At 54.1% G+C, this 25,167-nt stretch carries 24 protein-coding genes; 14 read left to right on the top strand and 10 right to left on the bottom strand.

All coding sequences use genetic code 11. The features are described from left to right. The first annotated feature begins 27 nt into the window (after positions 1-27). Complete coding sequence (locus ACZ5FM_RS11655; RefSeq protein ID WP_464038744.1) at positions 28-837, top strand: transglutaminase-like domain-containing protein; 810 nt, start codon at positions 28-30, stop codon at positions 835-837. On the opposite strand, the gene ACZ5FM_RS11650 is transcribed toward ACZ5FM_RS11655, so the two are convergent. From ACZ5FM_RS11650 to ACZ5FM_RS11635, 4 genes are read right to left on the bottom strand one after another with little or no spacing between them, the layout of a single operon-like run. After that, positions 834-1,436 (bottom strand): class I SAM-dependent methyltransferase, encoded by a 603-nt coding sequence (locus ACZ5FM_RS11650; protein WP_464038743.1) that lies wholly within the window; start codon positions 1,434-1,436, stop codon positions 834-836. The genes ACZ5FM_RS11655 and ACZ5FM_RS11650 overlap by 4 nt on opposite strands. Positions 1,437-1,449: 13 nt before the next feature. Further along, complete coding sequence (locus tag ACZ5FM_RS11645) at positions 1,450-2,265, bottom strand: transglutaminase family protein (protein ID WP_312945541.1); 816 nt, start codon at positions 2,263-2,265, stop codon at positions 1,450-1,452. Positions 2,266-2,284: 19 nt separating this feature from the next. Continuing rightward, a complete protein-coding gene (locus ACZ5FM_RS11640) occupies positions 2,285-3,226 on the bottom strand; it encodes an alpha-E domain-containing protein (protein ID WP_312945539.1) in 942 nt (313 codons plus the stop codon). A 3-nt stretch (positions 3,227-3,229) separates the two neighbouring features. Further along, positions 3,230-4,639 (bottom strand): circularly permuted type 2 ATP-grasp protein, encoded by a 1,410-nt coding sequence (locus ACZ5FM_RS11635; protein WP_250982030.1) that lies wholly within the window; start codon positions 4,637-4,639, stop codon positions 3,230-3,232. A 440-nt stretch (positions 4,640-5,079) separates the two neighbouring features. On the opposite strand from ACZ5FM_RS11635, the gene ACZ5FM_RS11630 reads away from it, so the two are divergent. Then, entirely contained in the window at positions 5,080-5,694 is a 615-nt protein-coding gene (locus ACZ5FM_RS11630) for a L,D-transpeptidase (protein ID WP_192488320.1), read from the top strand. Between the two features lie 72 nt (positions 5,695-5,766). Here ACZ5FM_RS11630 and ACZ5FM_RS11625 read toward each other — a convergent pair whose 3' ends face one another. Next, positions 5,767-6,990 (bottom strand): multidrug effflux MFS transporter, encoded by a 1,224-nt coding sequence (locus ACZ5FM_RS11625; RefSeq protein ID WP_250982029.1) that lies wholly within the window; start codon positions 6,988-6,990, stop codon positions 5,767-5,769. Between the two features lie 252 nt (positions 6,991-7,242). On the opposite strand from ACZ5FM_RS11625, the gene ACZ5FM_RS11620 reads away from it, so the two are divergent. Beyond that, positions 7,243-8,052: a class II glutamine amidotransferase gene (locus tag ACZ5FM_RS11620; RefSeq protein ID WP_275641753.1), complete on the top strand. Its 810-nt coding sequence runs from the start codon at positions 7,243-7,245 to the stop codon at positions 8,050-8,052. A gap of 6 nt (positions 8,053-8,058) precedes the next feature. Here the strand turns inward: ACZ5FM_RS11620 and ACZ5FM_RS11615 are convergent, their stop codons facing one another. After that, a complete protein-coding gene (locus tag ACZ5FM_RS11615) occupies positions 8,059-8,478 on the bottom strand; it encodes a DUF2000 domain-containing protein (protein WP_464038742.1) in 420 nt (139 codons plus the stop codon). A gap of 122 nt (positions 8,479-8,600) precedes the next feature. On the opposite strand from ACZ5FM_RS11615, the gene ACZ5FM_RS11610 reads away from it, so the two are divergent. The 3 genes from ACZ5FM_RS11610 to ACZ5FM_RS11600 all read left to right on the top strand — a co-directional run bounded on the left by ACZ5FM_RS11610 (position 8,601) and on the right by ACZ5FM_RS11600 (position 10,787). Then, positions 8,601-9,077, top strand: coding sequence for an Lrp/AsnC family transcriptional regulator (locus tag ACZ5FM_RS11610; RefSeq protein WP_312945536.1), 477 nt, complete (start codon positions 8,601-8,603; stop codon positions 9,075-9,077). Between the two features lie 246 nt (positions 9,078-9,323). Beyond that, entirely contained in the window at positions 9,324-9,713 is a 390-nt protein-coding gene (locus ACZ5FM_RS11605) for a DoxX family protein (protein WP_464038741.1), read from the top strand. A 165-nt stretch (positions 9,714-9,878) separates the two neighbouring features. Continuing rightward, a complete protein-coding gene (locus ACZ5FM_RS11600) occupies positions 9,879-10,787 on the top strand; it encodes a DMT family transporter (RefSeq protein ID WP_464038740.1) in 909 nt (302 codons plus the stop codon). 100 nt (positions 10,788-10,887) lie between these two features. Here the strand turns inward: ACZ5FM_RS11600 and ACZ5FM_RS11595 are convergent, their stop codons facing one another. Continuing rightward, complete coding sequence (locus ACZ5FM_RS11595; protein WP_405049372.1) at positions 10,888-12,465, bottom strand: DEAD/DEAH box helicase; 1,578 nt, start codon at positions 12,463-12,465, stop codon at positions 10,888-10,890. 470 nt (positions 12,466-12,935) lie between these two features. On the opposite strand from ACZ5FM_RS11595, the gene ACZ5FM_RS11590 reads away from it, so the two are divergent. Then, complete coding sequence (locus tag ACZ5FM_RS11590) at positions 12,936-16,583, top strand: response regulator (RefSeq protein WP_464040460.1); 3,648 nt, start codon at positions 12,936-12,938, stop codon at positions 16,581-16,583. Between the two features lie 298 nt (positions 16,584-16,881). On the opposite strand, the gene ACZ5FM_RS11585 is transcribed toward ACZ5FM_RS11590, so the two are convergent. Next, positions 16,882-18,063 carry a flagellin N-terminal helical domain-containing protein gene (locus ACZ5FM_RS11585; protein WP_464038739.1) on the bottom strand — a complete coding sequence of 394 codons (1,182 nt, stop codon included), beginning with the start codon at positions 18,061-18,063 and terminating at the stop codon, positions 16,882-16,884. Between the two features lie 320 nt (positions 18,064-18,383). Further along, positions 18,384-19,124 (bottom strand): tRNA (5-methylaminomethyl-2-thiouridine)(34)-methyltransferase MnmC2, encoded by a 741-nt coding sequence (gene mnmC2, locus ACZ5FM_RS11580; RefSeq protein WP_464038738.1) that lies wholly within the window; start codon positions 19,122-19,124, stop codon positions 18,384-18,386. On the opposite strand from mnmC2, the gene ACZ5FM_RS11575 reads away from it, so the two are divergent. The 7 genes from ACZ5FM_RS11575 to ACZ5FM_RS11545 all read left to right on the top strand — a co-directional run bounded on the left by ACZ5FM_RS11575 (position 19,123) and on the right by ACZ5FM_RS11545 (position 24,441). Then, positions 19,123-20,322, top strand: coding sequence for an NAD(P)/FAD-dependent oxidoreductase (locus ACZ5FM_RS11575; protein WP_464038737.1), 1,200 nt, complete (start codon positions 19,123-19,125; stop codon positions 20,320-20,322). The two genes, mnmC2 and ACZ5FM_RS11575, sit on opposite strands and share 2 nt — an antisense overlap. 203 nt (positions 20,323-20,525) lie before the next feature. After that, complete coding sequence (locus tag ACZ5FM_RS11570; RefSeq protein WP_464038736.1) at positions 20,526-21,269, top strand: DUF1045 domain-containing protein; 744 nt, start codon at positions 20,526-20,528, stop codon at positions 21,267-21,269. A 133-nt stretch (positions 21,270-21,402) separates the two neighbouring features. Then, positions 21,403-22,326: an allantoinase PuuE gene (puuE, locus tag ACZ5FM_RS11565; RefSeq protein ID WP_464038735.1), complete on the top strand. Its 924-nt coding sequence runs from the start codon at positions 21,403-21,405 to the stop codon at positions 22,324-22,326. Position 22,327: 1 nt separating this feature from the next. After that, entirely contained in the window at positions 22,328-22,825 is a 498-nt protein-coding gene (gene uraD, locus ACZ5FM_RS11560; protein ID WP_464038734.1) for a 2-oxo-4-hydroxy-4-carboxy-5-ureidoimidazoline decarboxylase, read from the top strand. Then, a complete protein-coding gene (locus ACZ5FM_RS11555) occupies positions 22,826-23,341 on the top strand; it encodes an ureidoglycolate lyase (RefSeq protein ID WP_464038733.1) in 516 nt (171 codons plus the stop codon). After that, positions 23,338-23,694 carry a hydroxyisourate hydrolase gene (gene uraH, locus ACZ5FM_RS11550; protein WP_275641743.1) on the top strand — a complete coding sequence of 119 codons (357 nt, stop codon included), beginning with the start codon at positions 23,338-23,340 and terminating at the stop codon, positions 23,692-23,694. Before ACZ5FM_RS11555 ends, uraH begins: the two co-directional genes overlap by 4 nt. A 6-nt stretch (positions 23,695-23,700) precedes the next feature. Continuing rightward, on the top strand, positions 23,701-24,441 hold the full coding sequence (locus ACZ5FM_RS11545; protein ID WP_259143561.1) for a metallophosphoesterase family protein: 741 nt from the start codon (positions 23,701-23,703) through the stop codon (positions 24,439-24,441). Between the two features lies 1 nt (position 24,442). Here ACZ5FM_RS11545 and ACZ5FM_RS11540 read toward each other — a convergent pair whose 3' ends face one another. After that, positions 24,443-25,093 (bottom strand): glutathione S-transferase family protein, encoded by a 651-nt coding sequence (locus tag ACZ5FM_RS11540; protein WP_464038732.1) that lies wholly within the window; start codon positions 25,091-25,093, stop codon positions 24,443-24,445. Positions 25,094-25,167 lie beyond the last annotated feature (74 nt).

The following is a 25,167-nucleotide window of genomic DNA, read 5'->3' as shown; positions in this document are numbered from 1 at the left end:
AGTCGCTGTAGCTTGTAGGTTTTTACCATGAAGTTGAAGGATGGCGTCATGATGGAAGACGAAGCAAGGAAATATCTCGCAGAAACCGCTTTGCTGAATTTCGGATCGGGTAGTATTCAAGCGCTGGTGAAAGCGCGAGGCTGGAATGAGCTGTCTGCTTATGCCCGCATTGGCGTGGTCTATGACTATGTCAGAAACGAAATCAGGTTTGGCTACAACAGTGCTGACGATATTCCGGCCAGTGATGTGTTGGCTGATGGTTACGGCCAATGCAACACCAAGGCGACGCTGCTGATGGCATTGTTACGCGCTGTCAACATCCCGTGCCGCCTGCATGGTTTTACAATCCATAAGGGTTTGCAGCGTGGCGTCGTACCGGAACTGGTCTATGGACTTGCGCCTGACAATATACTGCATAGCTGGGTGGAGGTGTATCATGAGGGCACTTGGGTGGAACTTGAGGGTTTCATTCTGGACGCGGCATTTCTGAAAATTTTGCAGGGTCGGTTTGCGGGGCAGGGTACATCACTGTGTGGTTACGGTGCAGGCACCGATTGTCTTGAGGCGCCGGCCGTTGAATGGAATGGTCGCGGCACCTACATTCAGAAAACCGGCATCAATGCCGATCTCGGCCTGTTTGACAGTCCGGATGTCTTTTATCGCCAGCATAGACAGGCGATCACCGGGTTGAAGGGCCTGTTATATCGCAGCGTCATCCGGCATTGGATGAATGCTCGCGTTGCCAAAATTCGTGGTGGCCAGATACCAATTATTCCGGGAGGGCCAGCAGCACATGCGCATCAACCGGGTGGCGTTCTTGCGAAACGGAACGGTTAGGGTTTAACCGCAGTGACTTGAAGCCATTGTGTGGGTTGCCTGTCATAGCCACTGCCGTTCGCCGTCACCACTGACAGGCTGGCCCAGGGACATTGGTCATAGACCTCGCGTAGCCAGGCTTCCGAGGGGTAGTTGAAATAGCGATCAAACTGATCGCGCCCCTCTTTTTCCCCTGCCTTGAAACTGGCGTAGAAAATGCCGCCGTCCTTTAAGGCAGCGTGAACGCGACGGATGATGCCACCAAGTGCGGCACGGGGTACGTGCAGAAGGCAGGCATTGGCCCATATGCCATGATAGGTCTGCTTGGCATCGATATCGTGAAACAGCAGAGTTTTGACGGGGATGCCAAGCCTCAGCGCTGCGGCTTGTGCAATTTCCGCCGTGCCGTCAGTGGGATGCACGTCAAACCCTTGGGCAATCATCACTTCGCTGTCTTGTCCGGCCCCGCACCCCAGTTCAAGAATGCTGGCGCCCGGCAGAAGCTGAGACAGGAACTGTGTCAACTGTACATGCAATGGTTTTTCGCCGCGCGAGGTATAGGCATCTGCCTCCCGGGTGTAAAAGTCCAGCGTGGTAATGTCGTGTTTGCCGTCTGCCATTCCGGCGTCCGCCTTAGCTCTGTGACTGGCTTTGGGCCTGCTCCACAGTCACCGAGACGTTCAGATCCTCCGCCGAGTTCCCAATCCGCATGCCGGAAACAGGCGCACAATCACGGTAACATAGGCCGGAGGCGATTGTGACGTAATGGTCGTTCGGGCAGAGGTTGTTGGCGGCATCAAAACCAACCCAGCCAAGCCCGGTAATATGGGCTTGCGCCCATGCGTGGGTTGCGGCTTGTTCTTTCACGCCATCCATCAGCAGATAACCGGATACGTAACGCGCTGGAATGTTGAGCATTCGAGCAGCGGAAATGAAAATGTGAGTGTGATCCTGACAGACGCCTTTTTGCGCCTCCAGCGCCTGTTCGGCAGTTGTTTCACTGTCGGTTGAACCAGGCAAATATTCAACAGTCTGGTGAATGGTCTCCATCAGGCCATGCAGTTTCGCAAGTTCGTTTTCACCGCTCGCATTGCGGGCCAATTCTCGGATCAGTTTGCCAGGTTTTGTCAGTAGCGTTTCGCGCATGAACAACCAGAGCGGCGCATAGGTGTTGTGCGGACCGTAGACACCGGCGCGGTCTTCCGTCTCGATCTCGCCCGATGCCGTCACGGTCACGGTCTGACCTTGTCCTTCAAGTTCGACAAGTTCCACACGGTTGCCGAAATGGTCGTCGTAGTTGGCTTCAACTGTTGCCCCCTCAACGCTGACCGCCCAATGTCTTACTGTCTGGCCCGGTCCCGTTGTCGGTGTCAGGCGCACACGCTGCAAGGCGTAGGGTACAGGGGCATCATATGTGTAGCGGGTAACGTGGTTTATCTTCAGACGCATTGTTCCATCCGTTTCCCGCTCATTGATAGAAGCGGTACCCTTCCGTTATTTCCTGGCCAAGCTGGTTATTCCGGTTAACAAACTCCTCAAGGAATTCGTGCAGGCCGCCATCCATGATGCGGGTTACCGTCGTGCTTTTAAGACTTGCGCGAATAGCATCGGCGGTTTCATGCGCCTTGTGCTTTTCATCATAGTCTGAAGCAAGATATCCGAGATTGCTGACGATTTTTTCGTAGCAATAGGCGAGTGAGCGCGGCATTCGACCATTGAGGATCAGGAAGTCGGCGATGTTTGCAGGTTTGTATTCAGCGTCATAAACCCACCCATAGGACCGATGCGCCGAAACGGAGCGCAGAATGGATTCCCACTGAGCGTTGTCCAGCGAAGAACCGACATGGCTGGCCGCCGGCAACAGCACATAATATTTGACATCCAGAATTCGGGCGGTGTTGTCAGCACGTTCAATGAAGGTGCCGATGCGCGAGAAATTGTAGAGATCGTTGCGCAACATGGAGCCATGGAATGCACCACGCACCAGTCCGGCGCGTTGCTTGATGGCGTCGATGCATTGTGGAAGTTCGGCTGCCTTGACCTTTCGGGAAAGCATGGCTTTCACCTCAATCCAGAATTCGTTGGTTGCTTCCCATGTTTCCCGTGTTAGTGCGGTGCGCACCATGCGGGCATTGTTACGACCCGCTTCAATGCACGACATCACGCTGGAGGGGTTGCTGCTGTCTCGTAACAGATAATCGATGGCGTCACTTGAGGTGACGCGCTCGTGTATCTCGGCAAAACTTTCGCGCACACCAGCGCTTTGCAACACGCCGTCCCAGTCTTCATCACCGGTGCCACTGCGTGTCAGAGAAACGCGCAATCCCGCATCGATGAGGCGTGCGATGTTTTCGGCACGCTCGATATACCGGAACATCCAATAAAGTCCGTTTGCAGTCCGTCCCAGCATGCTTCAGTCCTCCAGTACCCATGTATCCTTGGTGCCGCCGCCCTGACTGGAATTTACAACCAGCGAGCCGGCCTTCAGCGCAACGCGCGTCAAGCCACCGGGGATAATGCGAACCTTGTCGGAAACCAAAACATAAGGGCGCAGATCGACATGGCGCGGGGCAATGCCGTTCTTTACCATGATGGGAACTGTTGAAAGCGAAAGTGTTGGCTGGGCAATGTAGTTTGCGGGTCGAGCACGCAGCTTTTCAGCAAACAGAGTGCGTTCTTTCTTGCTGGCTGTCGGACCAACAAGCATGCCGTAACCACCGGAACCATGGACTTCCTTGACCACTAGTTCGGCAAGGTTATCCAGCACATATCTCAGACTGTCCGGTTCAGAACAGCGCCAGGTTGGCACGTTTTCAAGAAGTGGTTTGCGGCCGGTGTAGAACTCGACGATTTCAGGCATGTAGGAATAGATCGCCTTGTCGTCGGAAATGCCGGTGCCGGGCGCGTTTGCAATGGTGATGTTGCCTGCGCGGTAGACATCCATGATGCCGGGAATGCCCAGTGCCGAATCCGGACGGAAGGTCAGCGGGTCAAGGAAGTCGTCGTCAACGCGACGGTAGAGCACATCGATGGCCTCGTAGCCACGTGTGGTCCGCATCTTGACCTTGCCATCCATCACCCGAAGGTCAGACCCTTCCACCAGTTCCACGCCCATCATGTCGGCCAGGAAGGAATGTTCATAATAGGCGGAGTTGTAGATACCGGGTGTCAGTACGGCGACACGCGGTTTGCCGGTGCAACCGGGTGGTGCCAGAGACGAAAGAGACTGACGCAGCAGATACGGATAATCCTCAACCCGCTGTACCTTGTTCTCGTGGAAAAGTTCCGGAAACATCTGCATCATTGTTTCGCGGTTTTCCAGCATGTAGCTGACACCTGATGGTGTACGCGCATTGTCTTCCAGCACGTAAAACTGGTCTTCGCCAGTGCGGACAATGTCCGTGCCAACAATGTGGGTGTAAACGCCGCCCGGTGGTGTGAAGCCGATCATTTCCGGAAGAAAGGCTTCGTTTTTCTCGATCAATTCTCGCGGAATACGTCCGGCGCGAATGATTTCCTGCTTGTGATAGATATCATCAAGGAAAGAGTTGAGCGCGAGAACGCGCTGCTCGATACCCTGTGCCAGCTTTCTCCACTCACGGCCTGAGATGATGCGGGGAATAATGTCGAAGGGGATAAGCTTTTCGGCGCTGTCGGCATGTCCGTAGACTGCGAAGGTAATGCCGGTTTTTCGGAAGATCTTTTCTGCGTCTTCTGACTTGCGGATCAGGTGCGCCCTGTCCTGGCGGTCGTACCACTCGTTATAGTTTTGATATGGGCTTCGCGGAGCGTTGTCCGCACTTATCATTTCGTCAAATGCCAACGGTATGTTCCCCATTTTTTACCATTTGAATACAACGACAGAAGCAATGCAAGAACCATGCGCAGTTCAGCAAAAAGATTTTTTATTCGTTGGTTCAAGAAAAAGCCCACGCAAATCAGGAATTTGCATTGCCCGATCTGTGTAAAAATTCGGCATTTGCGCAAAGGTTCCGGGGCGGCAAATATTATCTTTGCGAACTGTCTGCGTGATAAAAATGCGATTGCTTATTTTTTACTCTGAATTGCATTTTTTGAGTTTGGGCGAACGAAGAAATGCCAGTCAAAGCGCACAAAATCGAGGCGTGGCGCGCCGCGTCAAAAATACGAAGAAGGGGAAATGCATCAAAGAGGAAAAGATTAACCTTTCGCGTAAGGGTTTAGTACATTGTTAACCATAAAATTATACCTCTTGTTCATATTCGATTGGATGACGGGGGTTATATGTCCATCTCACGCCGTGCGGTACTGTTCGGATTGCCGCTTTTCGTTGCCGGTTGCGCGAGCACCGGTGTTCCAATGACGCAGAAGTATGCCGCGAAGCCTGCTGAAAAGTTCCCGCTTCCAGCCATGCCGCTTGACAAGATCAAGCCGGAATTGCGCCGCCAGGAAGTGGCATATGAAACAGCACATCCGGCTGGTACCGTCGTCGTCGATACGCCAGCCCGCCGCCTCTATTACGTGATGGGCGAAGGTCGTGCGATGCGTTACGGCGTTGGCGTTGGTCGTCAGGGGCTGGCGTTGAAGGGTGATGCCTATATTGGCCGGAAGTCGGAATGGCCAAGCTGGACACCCACTGCGAACATGATGCGCCGTGACCCCAAGAACCTGAAATATGCTGGCGGCATGCCGGGTGGTCCGAACAACCCGCTCGGCGCACGTGCGCTTTATCTCTACCGCGGTGGCAACGACACGATGTTCCGTCTGCATGGCACCAACCAGCCGCAGTCGATCGGCCACGCCATGTCGAGCGGCTGTATCCGCATGTTGAACCACGATGTGATTGATCTTTTCGAGCGCGTGCCGGTTGGCGCACGCGTGGTGGTTCTTCAGGCCTGATCAAGGTCGAGATCGCTGACAACACGACCATATCACAACAGCCCGGAGCTTCAGTGTTCCGGGCTGTTGTGCCTATCGCAGGGCTTCAATCGGTGAGGCGTCGCTGCGCAGGGCAAGTTCTGCCAATATTAGCGAGATAATACCGGCGACAAAAAACCCAGCAGCCAGATTGGTTGCTGTTCCATTGTAAAAACTGCCCATCACTACTGCAAAAACCGTGGCAACAAGGCTGGATCCGGAAGCGATGAGGGATGCGCCGAGGCCAGCAACCTGTCCAAGCGATCGCATAGCCATGGCATTGAGATTGCCAAACAGGATGCCGATTGCGAAGAATGCCGCAAAACCGAATGCCATCAAGGCGGTGAGCGGCAGATGACCCGTCCACAAGAGGGTGGTGAGCAGCATCAGGAAGCCGGTGATTGCCAAAGCCACGAAAGCGGCGCGAGCCATCACCTCCATGCCAAGACGCTGGACGAGTTTTGCGTTAAGGAATGACGCCAGCCCGATGCCGGTCGCCAATGCGGCAAAATAAAACGGAAAGGTTTCCTTGATGCCGTAAGCATCAAAGAACAGATCTGCCGCAGTGCTGAGGTAGAGAAGCTGCGCGCCAAATACGACGCCCGTGGTGATGATCAGCAGCAACACTCGGCGGTTGGCGAGGATGCGCGCGGCATTGCTGAAAAGCAGTTTTGGCCGGAAGGGGATACGTTTTTCAACGGGCAAAGTTTCCGGTTGTCGGATCAGCATCCACAGGCCCAGTACCATTGCCATGACAAGATAAATGGCAAAAACCGTGCGCCATCCCGACAGGGTAATGATGCCCTGCGCCAGCGCAGGGGCCAGCATCGGCACCAGGATAAACAGGGTGAACATGAAAGACATGACGCGTGCCATGTCATTGCCCTCAAACTGGTCACGGATCATGGCGCGGGTTGCGATCTTCGGCCCGGATACGCCAACACCTTGAAGAAATCGGCCGAGAATGACCATCTCGAGTGATCCGGCCAGCATGGCTACGACCGTTCCCGCTGCGTAGACGCAAAGGCCAAGAACCAGCGCTTTCTTGCGTCCCAATGCATCCGATATTGGTCCCAGAAACAATTCGCCAAAGGCCATGCCAAAAATGAACAGCGAGATGATGTGCTGGGTCGATAGCGGCGGTGCAGTACCGACCTCATCGGCGATCTGGCGCAGGCCCGGCAACAGCGCGTCGATGCTGAGCGAGGTCAACGAGGTCAGCAGGGCATAGAGGGCGATACGCTCACGAAAACTAATCGAGGATGGGGCTGCGGTCATTGAAATTCTGCGCTGATAAAGAAGATGGTTCGGCTCTATCAGCTTTCAGAAGAAATGCAGAGGTGCGTGGCGTTTTTTACAGCGGGAAATCACTGGTTGTATCGCGCAAGGTGTCTTCGCAGTGATCGCGCTTTGTTTCAAAAATTGTCTGTGTTTGAGTTGCGCAGTCGCTTTTTCTAATCATTAATCAATTCGCGCCATATTTTTCTATAATGTGGCTGCTTGTTAGCAAAAACACGAGAAACCAAAGTTATGTGCCGTTTTCTTGCATATTCAGGTTCACCCGTCTGGCTCGACACGTTGTTGATCGAGCCTGAGAGCTCACTCATCAGCCAGTCAATGGCGGCGCGCGAGGCCAAAACCGTTGTTAACGGCGATGGGTGCGGCATTGGCTGGTACGGGGACCGCAAGGAACCTGGCATGTATAAGGGCATTCTGCCCGCTTGGTCTGACCGCAACTTGACCTCGCTCTGTCACCAAATCCAGGCACAGATGTTTCTGGCACATGTGCGTTCGGCCACCACCGGAGGCGTGTCGATGGCGAATTGCCATCCCTTCGGGCTTGATCGGCACCTCTTCATGCATAATGGCCAGATTGGTGGCTACGAACATGTCAAACGCAAGGTCGAGGCGCTCATTCCTGATGATGTCTATGCTGCACGCAGCGGCAGCAGCGATAGTGAGGCAATGTTCCTGATCGCTGCGGGATTTGGTCTGGCGGCTGATCCGATCTCGGCGTTCTCACGCACCTTGCTGACCTGCCTCGATATCCTGCGCTCTTCCAATGTTGACCAACCCATCCGTTTTAGTGCGGTTCTGGCCAATGGCGATACGATGCATGCGTTTCGCTGGTCGAGCGATGAACGGCCGCCGTCGCTCTATTGGCGGCGCATGCCGGATGGTGTGGCTGTTGCATCGGAGCCCTTCGGCGATCGGGACGAGACGTGGGAACTGATTCCGGCCGATACGGTTGCCACGGTGAAGGGCGCAAAGATTTCCTTTGCACCGTTCGATCCATGCCTGGCGGATGCCAACGAAGAGCTTCTCTGCAAATCCGCGTGATACTGGTCAGCGCAACAGTTTGAGAGCGCCGGTCAGCGACTTCACCAGTTTGGTTGGTCCGGCCAGTCCCAGTCCGTCTATCGTTTCCTGCGACAGGTCACGGTCAGGGAACGTTTGCTGATAATCTTGATAGTTGTGCAGGGCCCTGGCGAATGCCGGGAACGGTACCGTCACAAGTTCTTCCGTACCCGAGGCAATGATCTTCAGCATGATATTGCGGATAGTTTCCGCATCCGCCTGCAAAATGGGAACCGGCTTGTTGGAACTTATGTCGATTGTCCGCTGGTGCCTGTCTGTCAGTCGGTCGCCCCCCAATTGCGGGCGTTTGGCGCCAATGCCGATGCCGATGGCGCCGACGGTATTGGCAATCAGGCCAGCGGGCAGGGCAGGGTTGACGATGATGGCGGTGTGAAGCTCGGTTGTCATGGTTTTCCTCATTGTGCTGCGAGGAAAATAGGCGGTTTTACCAGGTAGATCATACCTATTATTGCTAAGATCAAGCCTAATTTGGTAGGCTCTACCTAATTAAGGGATTTACGAGGTAGTTTATGTCGATTAAGCGACTTGAGGCGGAGGATGTGCACATCCTCAATCATTTGCAGCAGGATGGTCGCATGACCAATCAGGCGCTGTCGGACGCCGTAGGACTGTCGACCTCACCCTGTTGGAGGCGGGTTCGTAATCTCGAAGAAACCGGCGTTATCCAGGGGTATGGCGCAAGACTGGACCGCAAGCAGGTCGGGCTCGGTGTTCTGGCGTTCATTCGTGTGAAGATCGACAGTCACAGTGAAGCAGAGGCGGAGGATTTTTCGCAACAAGTGTCTGCCCTGAAGGAAGTGGTTGCCTGCTACAGTATCGCGGGTGATGCGGATTTCCTGTTGCAGGTTGTAGCGCCCGATCTGGATAGCTATGCAGATTTTGCCATGTCTGTTGTTCGCCGCCTTCCGCGAATCAAGGAAATGCAGACGACATTTGTGCTGAAAGAGATAAAGGCATTTCATGGTTTTCCACTGGATTGCGTATAAAATCATCAAAAATGCGTTGGTAAACAATCCGGCTTTGCTAATATTGCTTCACGTGTCGAGGTTGTAATTTCGCGATTCGGCCACCAAACACGGCTCGCTTTCAACTACTTGTGGAATAAGGGCTTTTTGGCCCTTGGACTGACTTTGGAAATGCCGAAAATGTGAATTCCGGTGTTCGAGATGTGTCTTCGCGACGGGTTTACGAAGAGCTATCGAGCGGAAATAAATCCAACAGGGGCATCCTTCATGGCAATCTTCGACAATCTCTCCAAATACCGGCCTTATGGCCTTGCTGCTCTTCGCATTATCGTTGCGCTGCTGTTCATTCAGCATGGTACACAGAAACTATTCGGCTTTCCCGCCTCCCAGATGGAAGGTTCGCTACCTCCGCTTTTGATGGTTGCAGCAGTTCTTGAACTGGTTGGCGGTATTCTGATTTTGGTCGGGCTTTTCACACGTCCCGTTGCTTTCATTCTGTCCGGTCAGATGGCTGTCGCCTACTTCATGGCCCATGCCCCATCGAGCTTTTTCCCGGCGTTGAATGGTGGCGATGCGGCAATCCTTTTCTGCTTTGTGTTTCTTTACATGGCCCTGTCGGGTCCCGGTGCCTTCTCCCTGGATGAACGGCGCGCCTGACCTGCCTTAAACGGCATCGCTTGCAGCGGTTTGACAACAGGCCCGCATGGTTTTCCATGCGGGTTTTTCGTATCCGGATTTTTTTCGAAACTTCGGTGAGCGCCGAAACATCACGTCTGCGCTTGGCCCTAGAAGGATGGCATTCATTCAGACAGGGAATCGGTTGTGATCAATAAAAACAGTCTTCTTCGAGAGCTCGCACTTCTGGCCTTGTTGTCCACATTCTGGGGCGCCTCCTATACGTTCATCAAGATCGGGGTGGAGACAATACCGCCGGTGACTCTGATCGCCGCCAGAACTTTGATTGCCGGCATGGTTCTTCTTGCTGTCCTTTATCTGCGTGGTGTGCGTCTACCAAAGGACAGGGCAGTTTGGCGAAGGTTCATTATTCAGGCCTGCCTTAACAGCGCCATTCCCTTCACGCTGATTGCCTGGGCTGAACAGACCATTGACGCGGGCCTCGCCGTTATCCTCAATTCGACAACGCCAATCTTCACGCTACTGTTGACCGCTTTCGTCACGCGACACGAAATCGTTACCGGACGCAAACTGTTCGGTATCATTGTCGGCATGACGGGAACCTGCCTGATCATCGGCGTGCAGGCGCTTTCCGGGCTGGGGGACGCGTTGTGGGCGCAACTTGCGGTGATTGTTGCGACCATGTGTTATGGCGCTGCAGCCATTTTCGGCAAGGGGTTCAAAGGTTTTGATCCGATGATCCCGGCTGCCGGGTCTCTTATCTGTGGCGCGGTGATGCTGGTGCCGCTCAGTATTGCCGTTGATCACCCATGGACCTTGCATCCCTCATTGCATTCCATTCTGGCATTGCTGGGGCTGTCGGTGTTTTCCACGGCTCTCGCCTTCATCATCTATTTCCGGCTGATGCAGACGCTTGGTTCCGTTGGAGCAACGTCTCAGGCTTATTTGCGTGTGCCAGTTGGTGTTGTGGTTGGCATGATTTTTCTGGGAGAAATGCCAACGGCTGAGGCATGGATTGGTATGGTGTGCGTACTAGTCGGGGTGATTGCGATGACATTGCCCAAACGCCAGCCTCGTCCCGCTCAAGAGGCTTGAACACAAGAAAAGCCCGGCAGGTGAGGCACCTGCCGGGCTTTTAAACTACTGAAATTCAATTGCAGGGCCTGTCACGAAAGACGCCCCACGACGAAATTAATTAGCGAGTGCGACCGCGGTTGCCACCATTGCCGGAGGCGCGCTTTTCACCAGCGTTGCCGCCGGCTGGAGAATGACGATTTGCGCCTGGCTTGCGGGCCGGACGGTTTACGCGCTTCTTGGAAGGACCACCGGGTCTGCCGGTTTCACCTTCTACCTGCTTTACGCGCTTGAAATCGGACGTGACTTCCAGATCGTTGTCGCGCTCTGCAGGAGTGAATTCTCCAGCGCGCTGTCCGCGGAAATCGCCGTTACGACGTCCGCCGTTGCGCTGAGCACCGCCTTCGCGATGACCACGATCATTACGCTCGCCATGGCCGCGTTCTGCGCCACCCTGACGGCGCGGACCGCCATTATTGCGGTTGCGATTGTCGCCACGAGTGGGGCTCGCAAGAACCTGAGGCCGTTCGCCAGATGCAACAGTGATATCAATGTTCATCAGGCGTTCGATGTCCCGCAGCAAACGGGTTTCGTCCGGTGCGCAGAAGGCGATTGCAATACCATCACGACCAGCACGAGCGGTACGGCCAATACGGTGAACGTATGCATCCGGTACTTCAGGCAGGTCGTAGTTGAAGACGTGGGTAACGGCTGGAATGTCGATGCCGCGAGCGGCAACGTCGGTTGCGACGAGAACCTTGACTTCGCCGTCCTTGAAGCCCTTCAACGCACGTTCACGCTGGCCTTGGCTCTTGTTGCCGTGAATGGAGGCAACCTTGAAGCCAATATGCTCCAGATGCTTGGACAGCTTTTCAGCGCCATGCTTGGTGCGAAGGAACACGATAGCGCGGCCATCGGGGTTTTCGTTGAGCGACTTCTTGAGAAGTTCGGTCTTGTCGTTCTTGCCGGCAACGAAGTGAACATACTGTTCCACCTTGTCGGCAGCCTTGCCGGGAGGTGTGACTTCAACGGTGACCGGGTTGGTCAAATAGGCGCCAGCCAGATCGGCAATTGCCTTTGGCATGGTTGCCGAAAACAGCAGTGTGTGACGCTTCGACGGAACCATACGCGAAATCTTGCGCAGGTCGTGAATGAAGCCAAGGTCCAGCATCTGGTCAGCTTCATCGAGAACGAGGTGTGTTACCTTGGAAAGGCTGATTGCGTTGCGTGCAATGAGATCGAGCAGACGGCCCGGTGTTGCCACCAGAATGTCAGTGCCCTTTTCAAGCTGCAGTTGCTGCTTGTTGATCGATGCACCACCAACAACCTGGTTGATGCGCAGTGGGGTCTTACGCACGAAGGAGCGCAGGCTTTCACCGATCTGGTTTACCAGTTCGCGGGTTGGCGCGAGGATGAGGGTGCGGGTTGTGCGATTTGCCGGACGATCCGCATGCTTCTGCAGCATTTCGATGATTGGCAGACCAAAAGCTGCCGTTTTTCCGGTGCCGGTCTGTGCAAGACCGATCATGTCGCGACCTTCCAGCAGCAGCGGTATTGCTTTTGCCTGAATTGGGGTCGGAGTGGTGTAGCCGAGCTGGGTAACAGCAGCCACGAGCTTTTCGGATAGGCCGAGTTCGTTAAAACTGGTCAATAAAATAACCTTTCGGGGCGCCAAAACGCTGTCGCCGGAACAGCCCATGCTGTCCGGTTGTCTTGGCGTCAAGAACCCCGCGTGAATTGGGAACTTGTGGGTTGGAATGACTTTCTGCGCGTTAAGTGCGGTCACGAAGACCATCTGCTTGCTATCTGCGCTTTTCCTTCCTGCGCTTAAATCGTATGCGTCATGCAGCTCACGCGGCTGCCGGAAGGTGAAAGCAGTGTGCATTTGGGCTCTTCAAGACCAAAAGTCAAGCAATTGTTTCTGGATACGCTATCCGAGACCTATTCTCAGGGACTACTTTACCCTTTGAACATATTTTCAGTTATATACATTTTTATTAAATTTAATCTGTTTATCCAGCTGCTGGTTCTGGCCATCCTGCATATCAATCCATAGATTCAATGGAATTGCGCAATCCGTGTGGGATTGATTCGATGGAATAAGGCTGGTTGTGATTGTAGTGACCGAACGAGGGCCTATTGGTGAGCACTAACGGCGAATTGCTGGCGATGGCGTGTGAAGGGATCCGCGACCTGGATCTTCCTGCGTGCATCAAAGACAGCGAATTGCGCTACGTTGCCGTCAATGAGTCTTACGCCCGTTTTATCGGCAGACCTCCTCAGGACTTTCCCGGAAAGGGAACATACGAACTGTCGGGTAATCCAAGCGATATCGATCGCGAGGATAAGGAACGTCGTTCTCTGGTTTTCGCGACAGAAGAAATAGCGGCCTGCCAAGGTGCAGTTTCGCTCGGCCGTCACGCCATTCGTTGTGAACGTTTCATCGCCGATGACGGTGCCATGTTCCTCTACGAAGTGTTTGAGAACATGCCTGCTTTCGAGTTGGAAACGCTTGGGCGGCATGAGGCTGAAATTCTGGTCGGCAGCGGTGTTCTTGACCTGATCGATGTCGGCATTTGCATTTACAGCCGAGAAAACCGTCTGCTGTATCACAATGCTCGGCTGTCTGATTTCTATCGGATGATCGATCTGGAATTGAAACCAGGTATGCGCCTCTCGGAAGTGCAGGGCGCTATCTATGACCATGCCGCCAATAACGGTGAAGAGGGTGTCAGCCGAGATCCGGCTGCCCGGCGTGCCTGGCTGAACGATCGGCTCGAAAAATACAATCTGCCTTATTTCGAATCCACTGAGCAGTTGTGTGATGGCAGTTGGTTGCGTCAGGTCAACAAACGGCTCGAAAGCGGTTTGCTGGTGTGTCTGCGCGTCGATGTGACTGAGTTCAAGGCGCATGAGGTTTTGCTCAGCCGCCACATCCGCGAAACATGGCTCTATCGCGAAGCTCTGGAAGAATTGCCGGTTCCGGTATTCCTTCGCGACAGTGACCGTCGCTTGACCTTCATCAATGCTGCCTATGAGCGTCTGCTGGGCGGTGACCGCCGCAGGTTCATCGGTCAGACTGCGGAAGACATGTTCCCGGAAATGCGTGAGGCATTTCGCAAGGAGGATGAAGAGGTTCTGTTAAGCGGAACCGCCTTGCAGAAGGAAGAAAGTATTTCCTTCCATAGCGAAGGTCATGCCGTACCGGTCATCACCCGTCTTGGCCGGATTGTGACGCCTGATGACGAACGTTATCTGGTTGGCTCCATCACTGATGTTTCTGTGCTGAAAGACCGCGAAACGCGGGTCGTGCAGGCGCAAAAAGAGACCGAAGCCCTGCATGCAGAACTGGAAGGCATTCTTGCCTCTCTGCCTGTTGGTGTTCTGTTGCTTGGCCCGGAACTGGTCATTGAATACGCCAACAAGTCATTTTACCAGACACTGGATACCCGTGCCACAGTCGATCTGGTTGGTATGAGCTACCGTGATTTTCTGGAGATGACCTTCAGGGAAGAGATTTACGATTACGGCAGCAAGTCCTTTGATGAGGTCTACTCCAACCGTATCGCACGTTTGCAAGTACCGGATCAGTTTGAGCCGCTGGAAATGCGCAGCGTGTCTGGCAAGGTCACGGTTATCTCGGCTGCCCGTATTGCCGGCGGTAAGGTTTTGATCACTTATACCGACGTGACGAGCGTGCGTGAGCGCGACAATGAAATCAGCCTGGCAAGGGCCGAGCTGGCACGTGTCGGTGAATATATGCAGGAAGCCACCCGCGCCATGGCGCAGGGTCTTTTGCTGATCGAGAATGGCGTTATCATAACCTCCAATGATGCGTTGCCTCGCATGCTCGATGTACCGACCAGCTATTTCGAGCCGGGTCAGGACTGGGCGGACATGTTTGCCTTCTGTGCGCACCGGGGCGATTTCGGCGGTCCGGAGGAGGCGTCCGCAACGCTTGCCACCTGGCGGGACAATGTTACCAATGCAAAGCCGTTTACATGGCTGTTCCAACGTGCCAACAGCAGTTGGTTTAATCTCGAAGCGACGATCAGTTCCACCGGTTACTGGGTCATCACCGTAACCGATGTGACGGAGATGAAGCGCCGTGAGGCCGAGCTAGAGCGGTTGGTGCAGAGAGCGGAAGCCGCTGACCGCGCCAAGTCCGAGTTCCTGGCCAATATGAGCCATGAGATCCGTACGCCGATGAACGGTGTGCTTGGCATGGCGGAGTTGCTTGCCAAATCCGATCTCGATACCCGCCAGAAAACCTTTACCGATGTCATCGTCAAATCCGGCAATGCGCTGCTGACAATCATCAACGACATCCTCGATTTCTCCAAGATCGATGCCGGTCAGATGAAGTTACGCAAGGTGCTTTTCGATCCAGTTGAAGCGGTTGAGGATGTTGCCTCGCTCTTGTCATCCACGGCGTCGGAAAAAGACATCGAGCTTGCCATCCGCATTGATCCTTCCGTGCAGCACATGGTGGTAAGTGACGCCGGCCGTTTTCGGCAGATCATTACCAATCTGGTTGGCAATGCCGTCAAATTCACCGAAACTGGTTACGTGTTGATCGAGCTTGCCGAACAGACGCTGGAGGCGGGTGAGGTTCTGCTGACCATTAAGGTTCAGGACACCGGCATCGGTATTCCCGCCGACAAGCTGGCGTCGATTTTCGACAAGTTCAGCCAGGTGGATTCTTCGTCCACCAGAAGACACGAAGGCACCGGACTTGGTCTTGCCATTACCGTTGGTCTGGTCGGTATTTTCGCAGGATCGATCAACGTCGAAAGTGCTGTCGGGCAGGGGACGCTGTTTACCATCAAGTTGCCGCTTGAGGCGGCAGCACTGCGCGGCAACAAAACCATAACGCTTCCGGCCGGTGATCTTGGCGGTGCACGCGTGTTGGTGATAGACGACAATGAAATCAACCGCCAGATCCTCAGCGAACAGTTGTCGCAATGGGGGTACGACAGCTATGCCGCTGAAAGTGGTGCAGCTGGTCTGGCGATCATTCAGCAGGCCGCCGAACTTGGCTTCGTCATCGATACTGTCATCCTTGACTATCACATGCCCGTTATGAACGGCATCGATGTCGCTCGGCAAATCCGTTCGGACGACCGTTTGCAGGATATGGGCATCGTTTTCCTGACCTCTATGGATATGGTGGTTGGTGATGACAGTCTGCTGAATGATATGAATGTTCAGGCACATCTGATGAAGCCGGCCCGCGCCAAGCTGCTGCGCTCCACCCTTGGCGAAATCGTGCGTGCATCGCGCCTACAACGGCGTGGACGCATGCTGACGAGACGCCAGGAAGCAGTCACAGATGCACCTGCGGCTCCTGTCTTGTCGAAGCCGGAGACACGTAAGCCGGTGACGAAGGTTGTTCGGCCGGTCGTTGCGTCCACTCTCGATGTGCTTGTGGCTGAAGACAATGACGTCAACCAGATTGTATTTTCACAAATCCTGCAGGGGACCGGTTTGCGGTTCCAAATTGTCAATAATGGCAAAAAGGCCGTAGCGGCATGGGAGGAACATAATCCGGCAGTGATCCTGATGGACGTCTCCATGCCCGTTATGAACGGCCATCAGGCCACGCAGCTTATTCGTGAGCGCGAAGAAGAGGCTGGTGATGGGCGGCATGTGCCGATTGTTGGGGTGACTGCGCATGCACAGGAAAGCGATCGAGAACGCTGCCTTGAGGTTGGCATGGATGATTATGTTTCCAAACCAATCAGTCCTGAGTTGCTAGAAGCCAAACTAAAGCAGTGGCTGGGTGAAAATGCTATCCCACGGGCTGGAGCGATCTGAAACCTCAGCCACGGTGTCTACTTTGGCGTACCTAAACCAAGAGCGTCTTCAGCATCGGTGATGGCGTCATCGTTGGAACCCATTGTGGTCGCGATAGACCAGTACACGGCATTGTCTTGAACTGGTTTGAAACGACGACACTTGAGATCTGTGCTTGCGTATTCTGCATTTGGGAATTGATCGTCCGCAAGGTTGCAACATCCGACCGCGCCGCGATGTCGATCAATATTGACGTCATAGCTCATTCTACGATTAAAAAACTTAAGCCGGTCGTGGACCGGCATAAGTTTCTGAGTGATTATCTGAATAGCTGAATGACGTTTTCTGGCTGGGTGTTGGCGATCGACAGCGCTTGAATGCCGAGCTGCTGCTGGGTTTGCAGCGCCTTGAGACGCGTGGACTGTTCATTCATGTCTGCGTCCACCAGACGGCCAATGCCGCTGTCGATGGCGTTCGACAATTTAGAGGCAAAATCCATTTGCAATTCTATGCGTTTTGATAATGAGCCCAGAGATGAAGCGGCATCGGTCATTTTCGCAAGTTGTTTATCGGTATGGGAAATGAAGACATCGATCACCATGTCTTCATCACCGTCTGGCCCAAATATCTGGTCTCTGTAGGTGCCCAGTTGGGTAATATCCATTGTGGTGATACTGGCATTGGAGTGCATGATAACGTTTGTCGTGCTGCTTTTATCGAAGCCACCGCTGGCATCGAGGGCTTTAACGAACAGGCCGTCACGTCGGGTGTAGTAGTTGGTTCCGTCGCTGTAGACGCCGTTTTCATTGACGGTCCAGCTTGAATCGTACTGAAATGTTTTAATAAACCAGCCGCCATTTCCCTCTTCATACGGAATACCGTCATAGATCAGGCCGATGTCGAGTATCCCGTGCGCCATGCCTTCGGTATGGTTGCCGAACAAGACCGTGTCAGATGTCTGAACAGCTTCGGTTGTTTTGACAGATACGTTGTTATTCGAATCCCGGACAAAACTTGTGACGATCGTTTTGACGTCTTTCACCGCGAACGAAAGCATAGAGCCGTTTGTAGCGCCAAGTGATCCCACAAAGGTGGCTTTCAGAAGGTTCTCACCGGAGAAGGAGGCTGAATCAGCTATGGATTTTAACTGATCCTGTAACTGGGAAATCTCTTCCTGAATCTTGCTGCGGTCGACGGAATTTTCCGTTGCCGTAACCAGCTTTTTCTTCATTTCCTTGACGACATCAATCGCAGCTTCCATGCCGGAATAGGCCGTGTCGATTTTTGCGGCACCCAGGCCGAGGGCATCTTCAACTGCGCTAATGGCGCCATTGTCTGAGCGCATGGTTGTGGCGATTGACCAATAGGCGGCATTGTCTTTCGCTTCACCGACCCGAAGGCCGCTCGAAACCGCTTCTTGCGTATTCTGCATTTGCGAATTGATCGTGCGTAATGTCGCAAGGGCTGATTGTGCAGCGATGTTGGTCAATATCGACGTCATAACAATTTCCGAGAGAAATAGCAGAAGAAATTATGCATAAAATTATGCGGATATTATAAACAATACGTTAACCAGCGGCTTTGTTCTTGACGTTTTGAAATTCGGGATACTATAAATGAGATTTTATTAAGTCATTGAAATAAAATAAATTTATATGTTTCTTATATAGAAAGTTCTACCGTATAGCCGTTAACGCCTGTATTTATTTGTCATGGCTGGCGGCTTGAACAACAGAGATCAAATGCAATCAGGCGGCGATCAGCACCATTATACAGATCGCGACCGATATCAGCTCAAAAGTAAACCTGGACGTGTTGTGGTTATGGCTTGGTTCCGCACAGCATTTCACGTTTTCCAGCAAAACCTTTACGCCGTTCCAGATTGAAACCGGCGGCAATGAGATTGCGGCGTACGAAACCGGCTGCGGCGTAGGTGGCGAAACTGCCGCCTTCCGCCGTTTTGTCGAATAATGCGGTCATGATTTCAATCGACCACATGTCCGGATTGCGGGCGGGTGCAAAACCATCCAGATACCAGGCGTCGAATGTGTGGGGGCTGGCCTGAATGCCGTCAAAAGCCACACCACAGACCACGGTCAGGCGAGTTTGTTCATCCAGTTGCAGATCGACATGACCCTGCGGTTCCTCCGGCCACAACTTGACCAGAGCGTTCCGTTCTTCATCGACTTCCGGCCAACGGGAAAGGGCGCGGTCAATTTCTTCTGCCTTCATTGGATAAAGCTCGAAGGAAACGAAATGCAGCGATGTGCCTGCCGGACGCGTTTGTTTCCACTGTCGCCAGGTTTCGCAAAGATTAAGGGCCGTGCCGAAACCAAGCTCGCCTATCCGGAAGGTATCGGTTGCTGTTTGCCAGCGCTCTGGTAGTCCGTTACCAGACAGAAACACATGTCCACATTCCAGTCGGCCATCGGTCTGGCAATAAAAGTGGTCGCCAAAGGCAAGCGAATAGGGCATATCGCCCTCGCGCCAATCGAGCGTGGTTGGTGTGTTATCCTGCGGTTGGCTCTGGTTGGCCGGTGTGCTTTCGTCTGGATGTGTCATGAATAAAGCCGATAATCTGGCCAGTGCTGCGGGTCAATCTCATTCCTCTCCTTCCTCTGTCGACCTTTTGATCGTCGGTGGCGGCGTTATGGGGCTGTGGGCTGCGGTAAAAGCAGAGCGACTTGGTCTCAAGACAGTGCTGGTCGAGCAAGTTCGTTTGGGGCAGGGCGCCAGTGGTGGCCTTATCGGCGCTCTCATGGCTCATATGCCGGACAGATGGTCAGAGAAAAAGCAATTCCAGTTTGATGCGCTGGTAGCGTTGGAAGCCGAGATCGCCGAGCTGGAGGCTGCGACCGGGTTTTCGGCCGGGTATCGCCGTTGCGGACGCATCATTCCTCTGCCCAAACCGCATTTGCGCGACATCGCGCTGCGTCATGAGCAGGATGCCAAAACGAATTGGATGCGGGATGGGCGTCAGTTCCAATGGCATGTTCTGGATGCGCCACCGGTTGCGGGTTATCTGGCAGATGCGTCAATGGCGGGTGGATTTGTTCATGACACGCTTGCTGCACGCATGTCGCCGCGGTCCATGGGACGGGCGCTCTCTGCATTTCTCAAAACCGCACAAAACGTGACTGTGGTTGAAGGGGTTGGCGTCAGTTCTCTCGATCCTGATCGGGCACAAGCCACATTATCAACTGGTGAAACCGTATCATTCGGCCATGTCATCGTCTCTGCCGGTTATCAATCATTCCCGCTGCTTCAGCAAAGCCTGAATTTGGTGGGTGCAGCGCCACTTGGTCAGCCGGTCAAAGGGCAATCTGCACTGATGAAGGCCGATATTGACCCCGCAATGCCGGTGCTGTTTCTTGGGGGGCTTTATGTCGTGCCGCATGATGATGGCATGGTAGCGGTTGGCAGCACCAGCGAGGAGAGTTTTTCAGAACCATTCACAACCGATGCCCAACTCGACGTGTTCATAGAGAAAGCCCGGAACCTTGTTCCTGCTTTGGGGAATGCTGAGGTGGTGGAGCGGTGGGCCGGGCTGCGGCCCAAGGCGATTGACCGTGATCCAATGGTCGGTAGCCTGCCAGAGCACCCGCGTCTTGTCGCCTTGACCGGCGGCTTCAAAGTCAGTTTTGGACTGGCACACCGGTTGGCGGATGCTGCTCTTTCGGTCGTGCAAGGCATTGAGCCAAAGCTACCGCAAAGCTTCTTGCTTGAAAGTCACATTGCCGTGGCCACAAAGTCTTCATGATTTTCAGGCGTTTCGCGTCGTTAATCTGTCATGCAAATCACCTATCGCTAAATCATCGGCCTGAAAGTCGAGCCACGATTTTCAGAGAGTACGATGCTTCGGTTCAATGCATGTAGCGGCATTTGGCATTCAATGGATATTGAATGCGGCGGCGTGTTGAAGCGAGGTCTGAGCAAATCGCCAGTGGAGCGAGGTGACGACGCATGCGATACGCCATTCATTTCACTCCGACCCCCAACGATCCGTTGACGGCGGTTGCTGCGGCCTGGCTTGGCCGTGATGTCTATTCCGGTGAGAGTGTCGATCCGCCGCCTGCGACCGGTCTTGGTATGCAGGAAATTTCTTATCACACGGCTTTGCCGCGACGTTATGGTTTTCATGGTCTGGTCAAGGCGCCGTTCCGGCTAAACGATGATGTTACTGAAGCTATGTTGCTGCGCGAGTTGATGTGCTTTGCCGGTTTGCAGCAGCCATTCGAACTGCCGCCGCTTGAAATTGCCCGCATCGGTTCGGTGTTCAGCCTTATTCCATCATGGCCATGCGACAAGCTGGGCTTCCTGGCAGCAAGTGTCGTGCAGGCATTTGACCGTTACCGCGCCCCGCTGAGCGATGCGGAAATTGATCGTGCCGACCCTGACCAGTTGTCGGCAGCGCAGCTGACCAATCTGCATCGCTGGGGTCATCCCTATGTGATGGAGGATTTCCGCTTTCAGATGCCGTTGACCGGAAGTGTGTCGCAATCTGATTTCGTGCGGGTTGAACATGCCGTACGCGTGGTGTTTGAGCCGCATTTGTCACGCAAGCTGAGCTTCAACAATCTTGCGCTGTTTGTGGAGGATGAACCGGGTGCGCCGTTCCGCGTGCATTCACTTCATCCCGTGGGCCGGGTTTCTGCCAGGCGTGTGGCACGCAAAGAACCTGCTTCTGACGTGATGCAGCCTGCCTGATGAGCCCCGCCGTTTTCATTGATCCCCACGCGTCCTGATCTCATGAAAAAAGAGATCGGGATGAGGACATTATTCATCTCGACTTTCCCAATGTGAATGTTACCGTTCTGCGAGATTTGCGGAAGGTGAGTGAATGATATCCGATAATTACCCGCGTGATTTGATTGGTTACGGTCGTAACGGTTTCGATCCGAAATGGCCCGGTGGGGCCAAAATAGCAGTTCAGTTCGTCATCAATTACGAAGAAGGCGGGGAAAGCTGCATTCTTGATAATGACAAGGCATCTGAGTCGCTGCTGTCGGAAATCGTTGGTGCGCAGCCATGGGCTGGTCAGCGCAATCTAAATATGGAATCGATCTATGAATACGGCTCGCGTGCCGGCTTCTGGCGCCTGTGGCGCATGTTTACCAGTCTTGGAGTAACGACCACAGTTTATGGCGTAACCTCTGCCATGGCCCGCAATCGGGACGCTGTTGCCGCGATGAAAGAGGCCGGTTGGGAGATTGCCAGCCATGGCTACCGCTGGCTTGAGTACAAGGATTTTTCAGAAGAAGAAGAGCGCCAGCACATTGTCGAGGCGGTGCGTCTTCACACTGAACTGACGGGTGAGCGTCCCTATGGCATGTACCAGGGCAAACCGTCCGACAACACCTTGAAGCTGGTGATGGAAGAGGGCGGTTTCCTTTATTCCTCGGACTCTTACGCCGATGATCTGCCCTATTGGGTGAGGGGCGCGAAGGACGATCCGTTCCTGATTATTCCCTACACACTTGAAACCAATGACATGCGCTTTGCTACGCCCCAGGGTTTCAACTCGGGCGACCAGTTCTTCACCTATCTGAAAGACGCATTCGACGTGCTTTATCAGGAAGGGCAGGAAGGTGCGCCGAAGATGCTGAGCGTTGGCCTGCATTGTCGCCTTGTCGGTCGTCCGGGCCGTGCGGCTGCGTTGCGCCGTTTCATCGAATATGTGCTCGGACACGAAAAGGTATGGATACCGCAGCGTATCGACATTGCCCGTCACTGGCATGAACACCATAAGCCCGGGGCGGTTTGAGATGGTATCACGTGAGGATTTCGTCAGCCGCTTTGGCGGTGTATTTGAGCATTCCCCTTTCATTGCCGAACGGGCCTATGATGCCGGATCTATTGTCGAGCCGTTGACTGCGCCGGGTGTGCACGGCGCGCTCGTCGCCATGTTCCGAACTGCTTCACAGGAAGAGCGGCTTGGAGTTCTGCGCGCCCATCCCGATCTTGCTGGCAAGCTGGCCATCGCGGGCAAGCTGACGGATGACAGCCGTAATGAGCAGGCCGGTGCCGGGCTCGACCGTCTGATGCCGGAGGAGCATGCCCGTTTTACCGAGTTGAATGCGGCCTATGTGAGCGAACATGGTTTTCCCTTCATTATCGCGGTGAAGGGTCTGAACCGACACGACATTCTCGCGGCATTCGAGAAGCGCATCAGCAATGATCATGAAACGGAGTTTGCGACTGCAACTGCACAGGTTGAGAAAATTGCGCTGCTTCGTTTGACATCCATGCTGCCGGAGGCCTGAATGACCACGCAGATCAAAGGTGAACGTCTCGACATCGAGCCGTTGAGCAGCGCGGCATTTTCGCCGTTCGGTGAGGTGATCGAGGCCACACCATCATCTGTCAGGATGATCAATGGTGGCACCACAGAACGCCACCATGCTCTGTTCGTGCCAGAGGCAGTCGGTGAGGGCGCACGGGTTGTCATCAACATGTTTCGCGGCCAACCGCGCACCTTTCCCTATTCAGTTGATATGATGGAACGGCATCCGCTTGGCAGCCAGAGTTTCTCGCCCCTTTCCGGGCGTCCCTTTCTGGTCGTGGTCTCGGAAGATGAGGACGGCAAGCCGGGCAGGCCCAGGGTTTTTCTCGCCCGGGCTGATCAGGGCGTGAATTATCGACGCAATGTCTGGCATCATCCGTTAATGGCACTGGATGTCGTCAGTGATTTTCTGGTTGCCGACCGGGAAGGTCCGGGCAACAATCTGGAAGAGTATTTTTTCGAGTCGCCCTATATCATTGCGGAGCCAACGTTATGACCGGTCTTACGACCCATGTTCTTGATGCTGCCCATGGCACTCCGGCAGAAGGTTTGAAAATCGACCTCTACCGGCTGGACGGGGAAGGCCGAACCAAGCTTAAAAGCGTGCTCACCAATAATGACGGCCGCGTCGATGGCGGACCTTTGCTGATTGGCGACAGTTTTCAAGTCGGACAATATGAACTGGTGTTTCATGCCGGGGATTATCTACGTGGCAAGGGCATTACATTGCCGGAACCCGCGTTTCTCGACATTATTCCGATCCGTTTTGGCATTGCTGATACAGAGGGACATTATCATGTTCCTCTGTTGCTCTCACCCTTCAGCTATTCGACTTATCGGGGAAGTTGACCACTCATGATCTTCGCTGCGATCGCCGATATTCATGGAAACTGCGCCGCGCTGGAAGCGGTGCTGGCGGATATAGAAAAGCTCGGCATTGAGGATGTCGTTAATCTCGGGGATTGTTTCAGCGGGCCGCTGGAGGCTGGCTGGACAGCCGATCTCCTGCTCAAGAACTGGGTACCGACCGTGCGCGGCAATCACGACCGTGCACTGATTGACCGTGCCTATGAAGACATGGGCGACTGGGAAAGACCGGCGTATCAGCAGTTGTCACCGGAACATTTCGACTGGTTGCAGACGCTACAATTCAGCATGGTCTACAAGGACGAGGTGTTCTGCTGCCACGGCTCGCCGAAAGACGATAATCAGTACTGGCTGGAAACGGTCAGTGCAGAGGGTATCATGCATCTGCGCCCGCTTGCTGAAATCGAGGCTCTGGCAGAAGGGATCGAGCAACCTTTGATCCTGTGTGGCCACACTCATATTCCACGCTCTGTGCAGCTTTCCGACGGGCGTTTGATCGTTAACCCTGGCAGTGTTGGTTGCCCCGGTTACACGGATGACAAACCGGTTTTTCACACGGTGGAAACGGCGACCCCGTTTGCAAGCTACGCGGTTCTTGAAAAGACCTCACGCGGCTGGCAGCCCACCTTCCGTCAGGTGCGCTATGACAACCTTGCCATGGCCGAACTCGCCCGCAACAAGGGAATGGACGGCTTTGCCAATGCCCTGACCGGCGGTTGGGTGAAGTAATTTATCCTTTCAGACCCGCATTAAATACTGCCAGTTGCGCCGCAAAGGCGCGCTGGTAGGCGGGGCGTTTTTCTCCCCGCTCGACATAGGCCAGAAGATTGGGAAATTCGGCCAATATGCCTGACGAGCGAGTTCTCAGCAGTACCGATATCATCAGGAGATCACCGGCCGTAAATGTGTCTTCGAGCCATTGAGATTGGCCGAATTTGGCGGAAAGCTCGCCCAGTCGTTTGCGGATCCGTTTGTCGATCAGCGGCAGACGTGCATCGTGCCAGCTTTCATCGCCCTCAAGAAAACGGGCAACCTCCCGTTCCAGCATCGGCGGTTCCATGGTGCTAACTGCGGTGAACATCCAAGTAATGGCACGGGACTTAGCATTGTCATCTTTCGGTAGCAGCCCGGGGTGGTGGTCGGCGATATGAAAAACGATTGCGCCTGAATCAAATAGGGTGAGGTCATCTTCCTGATAGGTGGGGATTTGTCCGAAGGGCTGCTGCTCAAGATGCGCCGGCTCTTTCAGGGCCTTGAACGACAAAAGCCGAACGTCATAGGGTTGCTCAACCTCTTCAAGGGCCCAGCGCACCCGCATGTCTCGCGCCATGCCCTTGCCGCCATCGGGAGAGTTTTCAAAAGCGGTAATGGTGATAGTCATGGCGGTACTCCATCAGCTGCCTCTAAGGCTGGATGATCAGCTAAACGAGTTTTGGTGCCAATTGGTTCGAGCCT

Source organism: Agrobacterium sp. 5Ca50, from assembly GCF_055381905.1.
This window is presented reverse-complemented; position numbering and strand designations above follow the sequence as displayed.

Bases quoted from the DNA above. Each gene is read 5' to 3' on its own strand.
- ACZ5FM_RS11575 (WP_464038737.1), top strand. From the start codon at position 19,123: ATGAATAAAGCCGATAATCTGGCCAGTGCTGCGGGTCAATCTCATTCC.
- ACZ5FM_RS11605 (WP_464038741.1), top strand. From the start codon at position 9,324: ATGGCAATCTTCGACAATCTCTCCAAATACCGGCCTTATGGCCTTGCT.
- ACZ5FM_RS11625 (WP_250982029.1), bottom strand. From the start codon at position 6,990: ATGACCGCAGCCCCATCCTCGATTAGTTTTCGTGAGCGTATCGCCCTC.
- puuE (WP_464038735.1), top strand. From the start codon at position 21,403: ATGATATCCGATAATTACCCGCGTGATTTGATTGGTTACGGTCGTAAC.
- ACZ5FM_RS11650 (WP_464038743.1), bottom strand. From the start codon at position 1,436: ATGGCAGACGGCAAACACGACATTACCACGCTGGACTTTTACACCCGG.
- ACZ5FM_RS11645 (WP_312945541.1), bottom strand. From the start codon at position 2,265: ATGCGTCTGAAGATAAACCACGTTACCCGCTACACATATGATGCCCCT.
- ACZ5FM_RS11610 (WP_312945536.1), top strand. From the start codon at position 8,601: ATGTCGATTAAGCGACTTGAGGCGGAGGATGTGCACATCCTCAATCAT.
- uraH (WP_275641743.1), top strand. From the start codon at position 23,338: ATGACCGGTCTTACGACCCATGTTCTTGATGCTGCCCATGGCACTCCG.
- ACZ5FM_RS11555 (WP_464038733.1), top strand. From the start codon at position 22,826: ATGACCACGCAGATCAAAGGTGAACGTCTCGACATCGAGCCGTTGAGC.
- ACZ5FM_RS11630 (WP_192488320.1), top strand. From the start codon at position 5,080: ATGTCCATCTCACGCCGTGCGGTACTGTTCGGATTGCCGCTTTTCGTT.
- ACZ5FM_RS11655 (WP_464038744.1), top strand. From the start codon at position 28: ATGAAGTTGAAGGATGGCGTCATGATGGAAGACGAAGCAAGGAAATAT.
- mnmC2 (WP_464038738.1), bottom strand. From the start codon at position 19,124: ATGACACATCCAGACGAAAGCACACCGGCCAACCAGAGCCAACCGCAG.
- ACZ5FM_RS11615 (WP_464038742.1), bottom strand. From the start codon at position 8,478: ATGACAACCGAGCTTCACACCGCCATCATCGTCAACCCTGCCCTGCCC.
- ACZ5FM_RS11545 (WP_259143561.1), top strand. From the start codon at position 23,701: ATGATCTTCGCTGCGATCGCCGATATTCATGGAAACTGCGCCGCGCTG.
- ACZ5FM_RS11640 (WP_312945539.1), bottom strand. From the start codon at position 3,226: ATGCTGGGACGGACTGCAAACGGACTTTATTGGATGTTCCGGTATATC.
- ACZ5FM_RS11540 (WP_464038732.1), bottom strand. From the start codon at position 25,093: ATGACTATCACCATTACCGCTTTTGAAAACTCTCCCGATGGCGGCAAG.
- ACZ5FM_RS11570 (WP_464038736.1), top strand. From the start codon at position 20,526: ATGCGATACGCCATTCATTTCACTCCGACCCCCAACGATCCGTTGACG.
- uraD (WP_464038734.1), top strand. From the start codon at position 22,328: ATGGTATCACGTGAGGATTTCGTCAGCCGCTTTGGCGGTGTATTTGAG.
- ACZ5FM_RS11620 (WP_275641753.1), top strand. From the start codon at position 7,243: ATGTGCCGTTTTCTTGCATATTCAGGTTCACCCGTCTGGCTCGACACG.
- ACZ5FM_RS11585 (WP_464038739.1), bottom strand. From the start codon at position 18,063: ATGACGTCGATATTGACCAACATCGCTGCACAATCAGCCCTTGCGACA.
- ACZ5FM_RS11590 (WP_464040460.1), top strand. From the start codon at position 12,936: ATGGCGTGTGAAGGGATCCGCGACCTGGATCTTCCTGCGTGCATCAAA.
- ACZ5FM_RS11595 (WP_405049372.1), bottom strand. From the start codon at position 12,465: ATGGGCTGTTCCGGCGACAGCGTTTTGGCGCCCCGAAAGGTTATTTTA.